At 33.8% G+C, this 15,392-nt stretch carries 15 protein-coding genes; 6 read left to right on the top strand and 9 right to left on the bottom strand.

What is annotated here, in order from left to right:
• The first annotated feature begins 192 nt into the window (after nt 1–192).
• From GX311_05785 to GX311_05770, 4 genes are all read left to right on the top strand, one after another.
• On the top strand, nt 193–2,592 hold the full coding sequence (locus GX311_05785) for a TonB-dependent receptor (GenBank protein NLK15892.1): 2,400 nt from the start codon (nt 193–195) through the stop codon (nt 2,590–2,592).
• A 183-nt stretch (nt 2,593–2,775) separates the two neighbouring features.
• Complete coding sequence (locus GX311_05780) at nt 2,776–3,705, top strand: DUF4249 family protein (GenBank protein NLK15891.1); 930 nt, start codon at nt 2,776–2,778, stop codon at nt 3,703–3,705.
• 211 nt (nt 3,706–3,916) lie between these two features.
• On the top strand, nt 3,917–5,614 hold the full coding sequence (locus GX311_05775; GenBank protein ID NLK15890.1) for an FAD-dependent oxidoreductase: 1,698 nt from the start codon (nt 3,917–3,919) through the stop codon (nt 5,612–5,614).
• A gap of 205 nt (nt 5,615–5,819) precedes the next feature.
• Nucleotides 5,820–6,041: a hypothetical protein gene (locus GX311_05770; protein ID NLK15889.1), complete on the top strand. Its 222-nt coding sequence runs from the start codon at nt 5,820–5,822 to the stop codon at nt 6,039–6,041.
• Nucleotides 6,042–6,109: 68 nt separating this feature from the next.
• Here the strand turns inward: GX311_05770 and miaA are convergent, their stop codons facing one another.
• From miaA to GX311_05750, 4 genes are read right to left on the bottom strand one after another with little or no spacing between them, the layout of a single operon-like run.
• Nucleotides 6,110–7,018, bottom strand: a complete 909-nt coding sequence (gene miaA / locus GX311_05765; protein NLK15888.1) for a tRNA (adenosine(37)-N6)-dimethylallyltransferase MiaA — start codon at nt 7,016–7,018, stop codon at nt 6,110–6,112.
• Between the two features lie 50 nt (nt 7,019–7,068).
• Nucleotides 7,069–8,130, bottom strand: coding sequence for an adenosine deaminase (gene add / locus GX311_05760; protein NLK15887.1), 1,062 nt, complete (start codon nt 8,128–8,130; stop codon nt 7,069–7,071).
• Nucleotides 8,131–8,144: 14 nt separating this feature from the next.
• Complete coding sequence (locus GX311_05755; GenBank protein ID NLK15886.1) at nt 8,145–8,849, bottom strand: SAM-dependent methyltransferase; 705 nt, start codon at nt 8,847–8,849, stop codon at nt 8,145–8,147.
• A gap of 52 nt (nt 8,850–8,901) precedes the next feature.
• Complete coding sequence (locus tag GX311_05750; protein ID NLK15885.1) at nt 8,902–9,999, bottom strand: AhpC/TSA family protein; 1,098 nt, start codon at nt 9,997–9,999, stop codon at nt 8,902–8,904.
• A 323-nt stretch (nt 10,000–10,322) separates the two neighbouring features.
• Between GX311_05750 and GX311_05745 the strand changes: the two genes are divergently transcribed.
• Together GX311_05745 and GX311_05740 are read left to right on the top strand one after the other, a co-directional pair.
• Entirely contained in the window at nt 10,323–10,919 is a 597-nt protein-coding gene (locus GX311_05745; protein NLK15884.1) for a hypothetical protein, read from the top strand.
• A 16-nt stretch (nt 10,920–10,935) separates the two neighbouring features.
• The gene (locus tag GX311_05740) at nt 10,936–11,313 is read left to right on the top strand and encodes a DUF1987 domain-containing protein (GenBank protein NLK15883.1); all 378 of its coding nucleotides are present in this window, start codon (nt 10,936–10,938) and stop codon (nt 11,311–11,313) included.
• Nucleotides 11,314–11,412: 99 nt separating this feature from the next.
• On the opposite strand, the gene GX311_05735 is transcribed toward GX311_05740, so the two are convergent.
• The 5 genes from GX311_05735 to GX311_05715 all read right to left on the bottom strand — a co-directional run bounded on the left by GX311_05735 (nt 11,413) and on the right by GX311_05715 (nt 15,378).
• Nucleotides 11,413–12,144 carry a DUF2807 domain-containing protein gene (locus tag GX311_05735; GenBank protein ID NLK15882.1) on the bottom strand — a complete coding sequence of 244 codons (732 nt, stop codon included), beginning with the start codon at nt 12,142–12,144 and terminating at the stop codon, nt 11,413–11,415.
• Nucleotides 12,145–12,190: 46 nt separating this feature from the next.
• The gene (locus GX311_05730) at nt 12,191–12,553 is read right to left on the bottom strand and encodes a GntR family transcriptional regulator (GenBank protein ID NLK15881.1); all 363 of its coding nucleotides are present in this window, start codon (nt 12,551–12,553) and stop codon (nt 12,191–12,193) included.
• Between the two features lie 3 nt (nt 12,554–12,556).
• Nucleotides 12,557–13,288 (bottom strand): hypothetical protein, encoded by a 732-nt coding sequence (locus GX311_05725; GenBank protein NLK15880.1) that lies wholly within the window; start codon nt 13,286–13,288, stop codon nt 12,557–12,559.
• Nucleotides 13,289–13,351: 63 nt separating this feature from the next.
• Nucleotides 13,352–14,185 (bottom strand): ABC transporter ATP-binding protein, encoded by an 834-nt coding sequence (locus tag GX311_05720; protein NLK15879.1) that lies wholly within the window; start codon nt 14,183–14,185, stop codon nt 13,352–13,354.
• Nucleotides 14,186–14,364: 179 nt separating this feature from the next.
• Nucleotides 14,365–15,378 (bottom strand): DUF1848 domain-containing protein, encoded by a 1,014-nt coding sequence (locus tag GX311_05715; GenBank protein ID NLK15878.1) that lies wholly within the window; start codon nt 15,376–15,378, stop codon nt 14,365–14,367.
• Nucleotides 15,379–15,392: the final 14 nt, after the last annotated feature.

Here is a 15,392-nt window from a genome sequence, read left to right as displayed (position 1 = left end):
TTTTTCACTAACTTAGTTTTTCTTGTCGCTGTTACAAATATTTTAACTCAAATCTTACAATAGATTAACAACAATATTGTTACAAAATTATCTGTTTTGTAACTTTTAAACGAAATAGACGTCCCAAGTTCATTTTTTAAAATGCAAATATGTTTAATTATGACACATACTTATTCCTTTAACCAAGCTAAAATGCGAATAACCTTTGTCGCACTCTTTGTTTTTACATTTAGTACAATTTATTCTCAAAAATTCACAATCAGTGGATTTGTTAGTGACAAGGAAACAGGAGAAAAGCTTATCGGAGCAAATGTATACGACGCTAATACCTATAAAGGCACAGTAGCCAATAATTACGGATTTTACTCCTTTACAACCGAAGAGAAAACAATAAAACTCACTTTCTCGATGATTGGTTACGCCACCTACCAAGAGACTATAACTCTTGAAAAAAACTTACAAATTGATATTGAGCTAAAACCCTCAATCGAACTTAGCGAGGTTACTGTTGTTGGCAACGTGGTTGAAAGTAACGTTAGAAACACCCAAATGGGTTTAATAGATGTCCCCGTAAAAGTTGTTGCAAACTTGCCAGCACTAATGGGAGAGGTTGATATAATAAAATCCATTCAGCTTCTACCAGGTGTGCAGTCGGGTTCGGAAGGCATGAGTGGGATGTATGTTCGTGGCGGAGGTCCCGATCAAAATCTTATACTTTTAGATGGTGTTCCGGTTTATAATGCAAACCACTTGTTTGGATTTTTCTCTGTGTTCAACTCCGATGCCATTCAAAATGTGAAACTTATAAAAGGCGGATTCCCTGCACGTTATGGGGGACGACTGTCATCTGTGCTTGACATTTCTATGAAAGAAGGAAACAAAAAGAAAATCAGAGGAGTAGGAAGTATAGGATTAATATCATCGAAACTATCTATAGATGGGCCTATTAGTGAAAAAACAACTTTTATCGTTTCAGGAAGACGGACTTATCTTGATATACTAGCAATTCCATTTGTAAAAATGTATCAGGCTTCAAAAGGCATAAACAAAATGATGACAGGCTACTTTTTTCATGATTTGAATGCTAAAATAAATCATAAGCTATCTAATAAAAGTCACTTATATTTAAGTACTTATATTGGCAAGGATAAATTTTATATGAATATGGAAAATAAATATTCACAGACTTATTACGACAGCCTATCGGGTGAAGATATAGTACATGAATATAAAGAAAAAGACAAATCCCAACTTTGGTGGGGAAACATAACTACTGCATTGCGTTGGAACTATCTGTTTAACGATAAGCTTTTTTCCAATACCACAGCAACATTTAGTCGTTACAAAATGTTTGTAGGAACTAAAATGGAGTACAACAACGAAACATTTATTGCTGACTACTTGTCTGGAATAAAAGACTATGGATTGAAAATTGATTTTGATTACTATCCTACTGTAAATCACAAAATTAAGTTCGGAATTGCCGAAACATATCACATATTTAATCCCGGTGTATCTTCAGCAAAGATTTCAAATGAAGGTGAACAAAGTTCCAATTTTGAGGCAAAAAACGACCAGCTTTATTCTCATGAAATATCGACATATATAGAAGATGATATTGATTTAGATTACGGTTTCAAGCTAAATGCGGGACTACATTGGTCAGGATATCTAACACATGGCAAATTTTATAATCGTCTGCAACCGAGAGTTTCTGCACTATATTTAATTAATGAAAAGGTATCGACAAAAGCCTCGTTTGCTATTATGCAACAATATATCAACCTCTTAGCAAATTCGACCATTGGGTTACCTACTGATTTATGGGTTCCTGTAACAAAAAACATTGCTCCAAACAATTCGTATCAATATTCAGTAGGGGCTGTTTACGAACATAGTCGCGATATTGAAATTAGTACAGAGATTTTTTACAAAACTATGGATAATATAATTGAGTATAAGGAGGGTGCATCGTTTTTTTCAATCAATAATGATTGGCAAGAAAAAATAGTGCTTGGAAAAGGTTGGTCATACGGTGCCGAAATACTTATAATGAAAAAATATGGAAATACAACTGGCTGGATTGGTTATACTTGGTCAAAATCGGAAAGGAAGTTTGACAGACCAGGGGAAGAGATTAGCTACGGAAAAATATTTCCATATAAATATGACAGACGACACGATATAAGCGTGGTAGTAACCCACAAATTTAACGACCGCTTAGATATAGGAGCAACATGGGTTTTCGGGACTGGCAATGCAACTACTCTTGAATATGAACGATATCCCTCTGTAGATCAACTCACAACATGGCAAGATCCAAATAATACATCCAATTCAGAAATACCCTACTATGAAACGCGAAACAACTACCGAATGCCCGCGTATCACAGACTTGACGTTGGAGTAAATTTCCATAAAGAGAAAAAACGTGGTATTAGCACATGGAATATCTCTGTATATAATGTATATAATAGAAAAAATCCATTTTTCATGGATTGGGAAACAGTTGATTATGAAGGTAGTAAAAAACTTTATTACTATAGCATATTCCCAATTATACCATCATTTTCATGGAAATTTGAGTTTTAAATAGATTTTATACCTATTCATTAACTAAAAAATTATAGAAATATGAAACGAACATGCCAAACTTCTATGAAGGTACAAGGTGAAAGGAGCAAGGAGAAAGTGTTTTTTAACTTTCTACTTTTAACTATTAACTGTATTACATGTGAGTTCCATGTGACGATAAACTGAAAAAATTATAAACATATGAAACCATATTTAACAATCATAATTGCAATATCAACACTACTTTTATTTGTCCAATGCAAGAAAGAGGTAGAATTTAAAGGTAAAAACATGAAACCCAAAATTGTATTAAATTCTATCATATATACAGATAGCATTATAGAGTGTTATGTCCATAAATCAAACTCGGTAGCATCTGGCATTTTTACAGTACAGCCTCTAACGAACGCTACAGTCGTTTTGTCAGAAAATGGTGTTGTTGTTGAGACCATGACTCACGTTTCAAATGGAAAATATTTAAGTAATACGACCGCCTTAGAAGGGAAAATATATAAAATTCATGTTTCGTTAAACAATTACGATGACGCTATTGGAACTTCCCAAATAGTTTATAAACCTGAGTGGATTAAAATTGACTCTATTGGAGTCGTTACATCCTATCAAGATAACCAAGGTATGATAATGTTTAGATTAAAAATGCCCAAAGAGAGTGCCACTAACTATTACGCTATGACAATTTACGAAAAATTGTTGATACATATCTACGATGAAGAAACTCACGAAATAATAGACTCAACTTTTCAATATTTTCACATGTTAGCTGACATGGATTACGCTCGTGGAATAGAATTTTCTAGATACCATTATGATGGTGAGACTGGTTATGAAAAATATTTTTTAACCGATAAAATAACATCACAGGAGAATGAGGGTATTATTGATTTTCCAATCCGCAATTCGATCGAACAAAGAAATAGAACTTTATTATTTGTAATTGAAAAGATATCAGAAGATCTGTTTATGTACGAGCATTCACTTTATATGTTAGATGACTATTATGATTTTCCTTTGTTTAGCCAACCCGTTCAAACATATATGAATATTGAAGGGGGATTGGGATTTATCGGTACATCGGTTATTATACCCGTATATTATTACCATCAACAATAGACTTTTTGCGGTTACAGTACCACAATTTTTAATTAATTCATAATTTTCTGACGTATATTTAGAATAAATAATTAACTTTGTGTAAATACATATATTCAATTATCTAACTATGTAACTAGATAATAAAGTATTTTTAACATTTCAAAAGTTAAGCTGAGTTTATTCAAATTTTTATTAATCACATAATTAACCACTAAACAAAAATAAAAAAATGAAGAAGAAAAGAATAATCGTTATTGGAGGCTCAGCCGCAGGTCCAAAAGCAGCTTCAAGAGCCAGGCGTCTCGATGAAGATGTCGAAATAGTTATGATACAAAAATCGGCAGATTTATCTATGGCTTCATGTGGATATCCTTACTACGTTGGCGGATTTTTTGACGACAGGAATCAGTTGTTATGTTCACCTGCAGGTGTAGTCAGAGATCCAAACTTTTTTCTAAATGGTAAAAACATTATTGCAAAAGTCAATACTGAGGTTACCTCTATTGACAAAAAAGCCAAAAAAGTTGAATTTAAAAACCTAATATCAGGCGAGACAGGTAGCTTAGAGTACGATAAATTGGTTATTGCAACTGGAGCCGTTCCTCGTAAACCTCCAATCTCCGGAATTGATCTTGAAGGAATTACGACACTATTATCAATGCCTGATGCTGATTACCTACGAAAAGTCAGAGACGAGGGGAAAATAAAAAAGGCTGTAGTTATTGGTGGCGGGCTTATAGGTATAGAAACTGTCGAAGCACTGCATCTTGCAGGAATCGAGGTTACATTAATTGAACTTCTGCCACAGTTGTTGACATTTTTAGACTTGCATTTAGCACAATTGGTTGAACGCTATGTAAAAACAAAAGCTAATGTAATTCTTCAAAACGGAGTTTCGGCATTTTTAGGCGAAAACGGTAAACTTAAAGCCGTTAAACTTAACGATGGCACTGAATTACCATGCGATTTAGCTGTTTTAGCTATTGGTGTTATGCCAAATTCAAAATTGGCACGTGATGCGGGTTTGAGCGTAAGCCAAACAGGTGGGATCGTTGTCGATGAGTATATGCAGACGTCAGACCCTGATATATACGCCATCGGCGACTGCGTTGAAATACCAAATTTAATTACAAATAATAAAGTTCATGCTCCGTTTGGTGACTTGGCTAATCTTCAAGGTCGGGTTGTTGGCGATAATTTGATTAAAGGCAACGTTACAAAATTTAATGGCACTATTCAAACAGGAGTATGTAAGATTTTTGACTATGCAGCGGGTACGACAGGATTATCGGAGCAAAATGCCAAGAAAAATGGAATTACAAATATCGAAACCGTAATAAGCGCAAGCCTTGATAAACCCGGATTTATGAATGGTAATCTTTTAATTACTAAACTGATAGTTGACAAATCGACCGAAAGAATTTTGGGTGCCCAAGTAGTTGGTCCGGGCGATGTTAGCAAGCAACTTGCAATATGGGCAATGGCAATTCAAGGAAAGCTTACGGTTAACGATATGGCTAATGCCGATTTGCCATACGCTCCTCCATTCTCACTTGCCATAGATCATAGTATTGCTACCGCTCACGTTATGCAAAACAAACTCAGAGGATTATTCAAAACTATAACGGCAGAAGAGGTAAAAGAAAAGGCAAAAAACAATGACGGTAAAGCAGTTTTCTTAGATGTAAGGAATCCCGTGGAGTTCGAGCAAATGCGCCTCGGCATTGGCGAACGTCTTATTCCTCTTGGTCAGTTAAGAAAGAGAATTAATGAACTGCCCGAAGATAAAAACACCGAAATTATAACATGGTGTAAAATTTCTCTTCGCGGTTACGAGGCTTCTATAATACTGAAGGCAAACGGATATACTAACGTAAAAGTAATGGAGGGCGGTATTGTTTCCTGGCCCTTCTCAAGAGAGAAATAAAACTGATCCCTAAGCAAACAAAAGCCCTGCCATACAATTTTCGCAGGGCTTTTTTACATCTGGATGTCAACAACTTATGACTTTTTGTTAAAAACATGTTTATTACTTGTTACTTTATTGTTCATAAAATCCGTAGTATTTGGCTACATTTGATTTTTAGTGGTGCTAAAGCAACATAAAGTTATTAACATTTTAATTAACCGGCATGAGAGTGACGCGAACCGTTCATAAAAGAAGACACAGAAAAACAATCTCATTAAATGATAGTGAATTAGCTGCTTTAGAACGTTATTGCACAAAATATGGTATAAAAAACCAAACAGCCATGATGCGTGAAACAATTTTTAAAGAAGTTTTTGACAAGTTTCAAACTGATTATCCAACATTGTGGAGTGCGCGCGAATTGGCTGCTCTTGAGCAATTTTAAGAAACTTCGCTCTATGCAGCATACAAGATTAAACTCATGAACGATTAATCTTTTATTGTTAGTGTTGCTTATAAATTTGCTGTTAGCTCGCCTACTAATTTACAAATTGAAACTTTTTGTTCTGCGCAAATCCTAAAAGCACCATCATATCTCCTGAACCAGTTCTCTTGTTTTCTAACATACTGACGAGTGTTGCTTTTAATTTTTTCAATTGCTTTTTCAAGTGATACCGAGCCGTCGAAATGTTCAAAAAGTTCTTGATAACCAACTGTTTGCAGTGAACTTAAGCTTTTATATGGGATTAACTTTTTTGCTTCGTCTACAAGTCCATGCTCAATCATAATATCGACCCTCCTATTTACTCTGTCGTACAGGGTATCGCGCTCCATTTCAAGAACAATTATTGCCGATTTATACAATCGCCCCTCCTGTTTCCCTACAAACGAAGAAAGTGGCTTCCCTGTTGTTTTGTAAACCTCTAGCCCACGCAATATCCTTCTGGGATTGTTAATATCAATAGTGCTATAAAACTGTGGATCAGCCTCTTGCAACTCTTTTTGCAGCTGAAACAGCTCTCCATTGTCTATTTTTCTTTGTAACTCTTCTCTGATCTCTTTTTTTGGAGATGGGATATCATCAATTCCGCCTAGCACAGCATCAATATATAGCCCGCTTCCTCCTACCATAACTACTGTTCTGTTAACTTTAAAAAGCTCAGATAGTTTTCTGTTTGCAGCAATACCAAAGTCATTTGCATTTAACGGATTTTGAACCGAAGTGTATTGAATAAAATTGTGCTTAACTTGCTCTAATTGACTCTGTTCAGGAACTGCAGTTCCAATCCGCATCTCTTTATAAACTTGGCGCGAATCACAAGAGATTATCTCTGTATCAAGCTGTTGGGCTATTTCAACGGCTATATCTGTTTTTCCGATAGCGGTAGGTCCTGTAATTGTGATTAATAAATTATTTGACATGGAGAAAATCAGATTGCTCAAATAACTCGAACGATAAATAAAATTAAAATTTAGTTATAATCTCTACGTATTTTCAATCCGTGTTGCTCCAATTCTGCAGTTACCCTTTTTAAAATCCTTACTTTTTCGTTATTGGGCAAAAAAGCAGACTTAAATCCATTTATAATCAGATACTTAAGTTCGTCTGGTGAAAATCCAAATTTTTCAACAGCTATCATATACTCTTTGGTAAGAGTTGTGTTGGAAACCAAGCGGTTATCTGTATTTATTGTAACCCTCAGTCCATAATCAAAATAAAACTTTAACGGGTGCTTTCCAAACGACTCCACTGCCTTTGTCTGAACATTTGATGTAATGCACATTTCCAAAGGAATGCGATGGTCATTAACATAATTAAACAGGTCTCCATCTTCCCTTAGCCTCGTTCCGTGCCCAATCCTATTTGCTCTTACCCAATGCAAAGCCTGGTGAATACTCTCGGGTCCCGATGCTTCTCCGGCATGCACTGTAGTGTTAATATTATTATTTATAATCAGATAAAAAGCTTCTTTATGATTTTTAGCCGGATGATTATATTCATCGCCAGCCAAATCATATCCAACAACACCTCTGTTTTTATACGCTACGCAAAGCTCTGCGAGTATCAACGATACTTCAGGGCTCATATGACGAAGTCCACAAATAATAATCCCTATTTTTATATCAAAATCTTTTTCTGCTCTTTTTTTCCCTTCTAATACTGCATCAACAACTTGAGTCATTTTCAATCCTTTTTCTATATGCAGTATGGGAGAAAATCGTATTTCGAGGTATCTGATGTTCTCTTCAACACAATCTTCTGCAAGCTCGTATGTTGCTCTCTCTAATGTATCTTCCCACTGGAGTACAGAACAAGTAACTTCGAACACTTTGAGGTAATCTGTTAGTGAATTACAATTTTCACCTGCTTGTAGGTACTTAGTAAGCTTTTCCTTTCCTTCTACAGGAAGTTTAACATCGTATTTTTTTGCAATTTCGATGATTGTGTCAACTCGCAGGGAACCGTCCAAATGACAATGAAGTTCAGCTTTGGGAAGGCTTTTTATAAAATCATAGGTTAATTTTACTGACATCTAAATTAATGTTTTTATGCTAAGAGGACAAATATAGCAGGCTTTTTTGGAAAAACTACCTGACTACTTTTCCATGCTTGAATAGATTTTGTTTCTAAAAATTGTTCTTCACCTGTCAAATCTACTGCAACTGTCAGCAGCGTTTGAGGTAAACACGTTTTAATCAAGTCGTCAAAAATTGCTTTATTTCGATATGGTGTCTCTATAAACAGTTGAGATTGAGAAAAATTGTGTGATTCTTTTTCAAGTTGTCTGATTGCTTTTTGTCTCTCATTCTGTTTTATTGGTAAATACCCGTGGAAAACAAATTTTTGACCGTTTAAGCCACTTCCCATCAAGGCTAACAATATTGAAGAGGCTCCAACTAACGGCATAACATTTATATTAGCTTTATGTGCAGCCAAAACTATATCAGAACCAGGATCGGCTACACCAGGAGCTCCAGCTTCTGACATTATTCCCACATTTTTACCCGATATTAATATATCAATAATGCTAGACTTTTCAGTGTCAGAACTGTTTTTGCCAATTTCATAAAAGGTAAGTTCATCAATATTGATATTTCTGTCAACTGATTTTATAAATCGACGCGCTGATCTTATATTTTCCACTGCGTAATGTTGAGTTTTGTGCAAAACTCGAACAATATCTCCTGTCAATGAGTCGATTACTGCCTCTTCGCTTATTGGTGTAGGAATTAAATAGAGAGTTCCTGTCATGGTGGGTACAAGTTGAAAGTAGAGACGGAGCATGCTCCGTCTCTACAATTTATTATTGGTTAAAAATCTCGCTTAGTTTTGCCTCTAACTCTTCATGAGACAAGCGATTTCCAATGATTACTCCCTCTTTGTCAACAAGAAAAGTATGAGGTATTGAGTTAACGCCATATAGCTGACCAACAGCATTTTCCCAACCTTTTAGATCGGAAACATGTTTCCATGTAAGATTGTCGGCTTGTATTGCTTCTAACCAGTACTCTCTGTTTTTATCTAAAGAGACTCCAAGTATTTCAAATCCAAGCTCATTATACTTCTTGTAAGTCTCTACTAAATCGTGATTTGCTATACGACAAGGTGCACACCAAGAAGCCCAAAAGTCAATTAGTAGATATTTGCCTCTGAAATCATTCAGCGAAACTTGCTTACCGTCGGGGTCTTCCATTGAGAAATCTATTGCTTGCTTTCCTACTTGAACTTTTTCGAGTATTGCCAATCTTTCTTTTAAAACATTATATATTGTTGTGGTAGCAACAGGGGTTGGAATTTTAGCTAAAATATCATTTAATCCTTGATAATCGAGCTCATAAATTAAATACCACCTTACAATGTAAAGGCTTACAACAGATTCGGGATTTGAATCGACAAAAGATTTAATGTATGTTTGTTGCTGATTATAAACCTCTTCCATTTTTTCCTCCAACAACTTTACACCTGCTTCATCATTGGCGGTTATCATTTTTTGGTAATCACTATACAAAGCTCTATGCTTTACATCAAACTTGTTTGCTTCTGTAACAAATTGTTTGTATAAATAGTGTGTTACTGATCCTGTTACTTCAGCTTTATCAACTGAGTCTGGATTCATAAGAATATCTATTTTAGAGTTTTCTAAAAATAGTCTTAACATTTTTTTCTGATCGTTAAGTTTCAGATAATATAGTTCTGGCGTTTCTACCTGTCCTGTGAAAACAATATTTTCATTCGATAAATCAATTGAATCTACAGCCGTGGGCTTTTTGTCAATTTCTTTCATTAGATATAACATGCCTGTAGGTTTATCTGAAAAATTAATTTCAACCTTGTAGCTAGGCTGTTGCTGACAAGAAAAAACTGTGACTACAGTTATAAGTGCCAAAACACATCTTCTCATAATTATCTGATTTACTTATATTTATATTAATATATATCTAAAAATGTCAAATATTTAATTCGTAATATTAATGACAATACTGTAATCTTTGCATATGTTGTGATATTTTTTTTTGCAGTAATCTTGGGTAATACGCAATTATTAAAGTAATTGATCAACACAACCTAGTGACATGTATTTATTTCGACCAAAGATAAATTATTTTTCTGAAAAATTGTAGATTCAAAAATTAAATACTATATTGCCTGTCGCGGGATTTGAAAGTATTTTTCTTGTGTATCACATTTTAATTTTATCAACAATTTTTAATAAATGGCTGTTCCATGAAATATTTTTCATATCTTAGCCGAAATTTTTGTTTAGATGTGGAGCTGCAGCTTAATACACAGTTCATTAAAGATATTGAGGGGGAAATTGTTTTTTCATTTCAAGGAGAAATGAATTCAAACAATATTACCAATATATTAGACTCGTTAGAGATTAAGCTTAATATCATAAATTTAGACGCTAAAACTAAAAAAAGGGTGTTTTACGTTGTTGTTGAGCTTATTCAAAATCTTTTTCATCATTCATGCCCGGTATATCTAAACGGAAATAAAAATGAGGAAATACGTTTATCGTCATTTGTTGTTGCAATAAACGGTAGTTCTTTATCGATTACAACAGGAAATTTTGTGAATGAGAAAAAAATTAGCGAAATTGCACGCCGTATTGACACTATAAACAATTGTACCAAGGAAGAATTAAAAGATCATTATAAACGCATACTTACAAATCAAGTTTTTTCTGATAAGGGAGGTGGGGGTCTTGGAATGATAGATGTGGCAAGGAAAACGGACGGAAAATTTAAGTATGTTTTTGAGTCGCACAAAAACAACATGGTATTTTTTCAATTACAAGTATATATAAATATTAATTAAATTTAAAAACTACAATATGGAACCAATTAAAATTGAAGGATCTCCAAAAACTCCAACTGTTAATTTCGAGGCGTCAGGTAAAATTGAGATCAAAGGTCGTTCAATACCGGAAAATTCAATTGAGTTTTATAAACCATTAATTGATTGGCTTGATCAATATTTAACCAGTCCTGCCAAGTTAACAAACGTTAATGTTCAGTTAGAGTACTTTAATACAAGTTCTTCAAAATGTATTCTTGATGTATTAAAGAAATTGGAAGCTATTTACAAAGCAGGAAATGAAGTAGTTATTAATTGGCACTACGAAGAGGATGACGAGGATATGTTAGAAGCAGGTGAAGATTATCAGTCGATAATTAAGGTACCTTTCAAAATGTGCGAAATTGAATATTAGCAAATAAAATCATATCTTTAGTTAACACAACCGAGTTAAACTTATTAAAAAATAAATTTAACTCGGTTTTTTGTATCTATGCCAGAGTAATTTACAATTTTAATTGAAAGGTCTAATCTCTCCTCCTGATGAAATAGTTGGAGCTTTAAGATTGGCGTCTTTATTATAAAAAATTGTTGCTCCCGAGGATACTTCTGCGCTAATATTTTCACTGTTTAGGTAAATGTCAGAACCTGAGCTTGCCTTAACAACAGCATTAACAGTTTTGAACTCTTTTGCATTTATTTCACTTCCAGCCGACGCTGACATTACAACAGAATTTGCTAAACCAAATATTTCAATTGAACTTCCCGATTTTGCTTCTAATTCTAAATCACCGCACGAACCTTTAAATTTGATTGTACTTCCAGAGGTTGCTTTTAATGAAACAGGATCGGACAACAGACTATCATTAGTATAAAACATACTGCCACCTGCTGCCACTATACCCTTGAATGATGGAGAGTATAACTTACATTTGACTTGACTGAAACTAAATGCGTCAGATTTTATGGTTAAAATACTATCCTTTACATCAATTGTAATATGCTGGTGTACAACAGAATCGGCATTAACTTCAATTTTTGAATCAGAAGATTTTATAAATTCAATTTCAAAACCTCCTAAAACCTCAATTTTATTAAAAGGATCTAACGATGTTTCTTCCGTAAACTTTGGACCCCGCTCCTGATCTCCTATTATTGTATTTTTTTTCGCTACAATAAGCACTGTGGTTATAATAGCAATAACTACTACAAATGCTATCAATAAAATTTTATTACTTGTTTTCATTGGATTTATTTTTTAATTATTTATAATACTGTTTTATAATTGTTTATCATTTACTTACCTTTTCGTTATAACGCTTCTCCAAATCTGAGTATGGTATCCCAAGAAGATACATAGTGTCGAAAAAGTTTGGGGCAATCTTGCTCATAAACTCCTCACGCCGATATTCTAAGGCTTTTTCTTTACCATCTTCACTAACAAAATAGCCGATACCACGTTTGTTAAATATTATATCTTTGCTTTGCATAAACTCGAACGTTCGGGCAACCGTATTAGGGTTAACCTCCAAAGCTACAGCAACATCGCGCACCGAAGGGATTCTCTCATTTGGTTGCCATTTGTCCAAAATAATATTCTTACAAAACTCGTCGGCAATTTGAATATAGATGGGTTGTTGTTCTTCAAATTGCATTGTTTACCTCCTCTCTTTAAATTTAAAATAACTCACTGTAAGGAAAAACGGTATCACAAGTGCATAATAAACAATATTTAAGCTATAGTAAATTTTGGGATTTATAATATTCATACCTGTAGAATCAATACTCGCATCATTATACAACAGATAGCTTATTATTCCTAAAATTATGGCAACTACAACAATAACAACAAACATTGCCAAAATTGTTTTAAGAAAATTGTTTTTTCTGAAACTTATTGCACCGAGAAAGAAGACACTTTGTAATATGCAATAGTGTACCATAAACATCAAACCAGTTTTATCAACCGGATTGTAAACATATAATGCTGTTTTAAAGAATATTGATGTTATGAGTGATGTAATAATTGAAAGTACAACCATTGCAATTGATGCAATAACTATATAACCTATTGAAGTTGTAAGCCAATAAGCAAGAACTTTTTCTATAGGATTTGCTGGTAACATCATATAAAACCAACCGCGGTGTTTCGAGCTTATCTCTTTAAAGACTTTTGAAGTGATAATAAATCCTCCAAAAATAGCTATAGCTTTCATTTGATTCTGAAATAATAAATAATCATATTCTCCCTTAGCCACCCAGGTTGTTAGCAAAGACAACATCAGTAATATTGCAGCCGCGCCAGCAAGATATATCAGATGGGTTTTTAAATTCATAAAAACATATCGTTTAATTAGGAGTGATATTCGATTTAAAGATATTTGTTTCATTGTTTTTATTTTTTTAGTTTAAAATAATATATGGCTTATAATCATATCTTTATACATCAAGTATTAATTCGATTTAAAAGCACTATTAATAATCTCTTTGTCTTTTATAACAGCGTTGAACAATGTTTCCAAATCAACTTCTGATTCGTCTTCCATTGCTTTAACAATAATATTTTTACCCATACCTGCATCTTCTGAAAACAAAGTGTCTTCTGGAACATCTTCTGTTATATACCTGAAAACAAGTGTTTTAGAAATATCGTATATACTTTGATTAAAAGCTATTTTCCCATTATCAATTATTAACACATTATCAATAATTGATGAAAGGTCACGAACCTGATGGGTTGATATTACGAAGCATCTGTCGTCTGATGCAAAGCGAGCCATGATACGACGAAACTGACTTTTTGAAATGATATCAAGCCCATTAGTTGGCTCATCGAAAAGGATTATGGGAGTTTGGGTTGACATAGCAAATGATATTAAAAACTTTTTCTTTTGACCATAAGAGATCTCCGATAGGTTTTCATTTTCATGCATTTCAAACTCACGCATAATTGATGCGAACAAATCCTTGTCAAACTTGGGATAGAATGGTTTGTTTAAAGCAACAAACTTTTTTATCCTGATTGAAGGAAGCACAAAATCTTCAGGAACTAAAAATATTTGGGATAATGCGTCGGCACTAAGACTATCGACATCTCTACCTAAAATATCTATTTCCCCTTCAGATGGTTTCAACAAACCTGACATTAACTGTAGGAGTGTTGTTTTTCCTGCTCCGTTTACGCCAAAAAGCCCGTGAATTTTGCCGGCTTCAAAGCTTAAACTCATATCGTTAAAAAGTTTTGACTTTTTACGATAACCGAATGTAATGTTTTTAATTTCTATCATACTATTTTGTTGTTTTAGTGTATTACTTATCTAATACACTGCAAATATAATACATTATGTTTGGACTTTCCAAATTTTTTGTGAAAAAAATTAAATATTTTTTACTTATTTATTTAACGAAAGCAATTAACATATTGAAAATTAACGTGTTGTAGTAGAGACGTCATAATATGGCGTCTCTACATTCTTTCGTTGTTTTGAGAGTGTGATTTGTAATTTTGTCTAACTAACTCTTTAGAGCTATTGGCATAACAATATTTGCAAAAATGTAGACAAGTATTATATATACCAATATCTTTACTTATTGTGCAGCCACAGTATTTGCGCTGGTTTGGGTCTTTTAAATTTATTGATTTTTCAGGAGTATCTGAGGGAAATAGAGTGTCATTTGTGGTCGTTTTGCCAAAAGTAAGAAAGTGAAGCAAATCTTTATCGTCATAAAAAATGCGTTTTATTAGTTCACCATCTATGCAGCTATTGTGTTCTATTTCAAGTTGTTCTAAATCTATACTCTCTGCGCAAGTAGCAAGTTTAAGTTTCCAGTTTTTGTTCAGAACAAAAAGTGCTTTAGCAAATTGAAACATGGAACGATCATTAAAATCTATATAGTCAATCTTCTCCCTTCTTAAATTGTCTGCTACTTTTCTGTAGTTTTCAATATCAGCAAAGCTGAACACGAGTTTTTCTGTATAGCCTTTTAATTGATTCCCAACGTATTCTACTCTTCTTAGTAATTCTTCAATTCCAACATCTTTGGTTTGTATAAGTGGATCAAATCGCCAAATAACTTTCTCTTTTCCAATCTTTTCTGACAACTGTTTAAATGTTTCTATTCGTTCTTGAATTTTGGGAATATTGGGCTCAAAATTCTCTTTTTCGTAGTCATTCAGCGTAAACTGAAAATAATAATGAATACTACGATCTTCTAGTTCACACAAAAAGGGTATTAACGGTTTTGGATTTTTTGTCCAAAACACGACTACTCTTGTTTTCTTGAACGAAACATACGAAGGCTTCTGATTGAAAGGATTGTACAAAACACAATACCCTTTTCTAAGCCTGTTTATAAACCATTTTGAGTAGAAGGCGGGAATATCCGTTCGTCTGCTTGCCGATATAACTATTGGTGCGGTTGCTTCAACGCTTTTGCCGTCATCGGTTATTATGCTTACTTTTTGGTGTTTGACTTGCATTAACGGAATTTACA

The sequence above is a fragment of the Bacteroidales bacterium genome (genome assembly GCA_012519055.1).
Taxonomy (GTDB): Bacteria; Bacteroidota; Bacteroidia; order Bacteroidales; family Salinivirgaceae; genus JAAYQU01.
The sequence above is the reverse complement of the archived record's forward strand: the minus strand, read 5'-3'. Positions and strand labels throughout refer to the sequence as shown.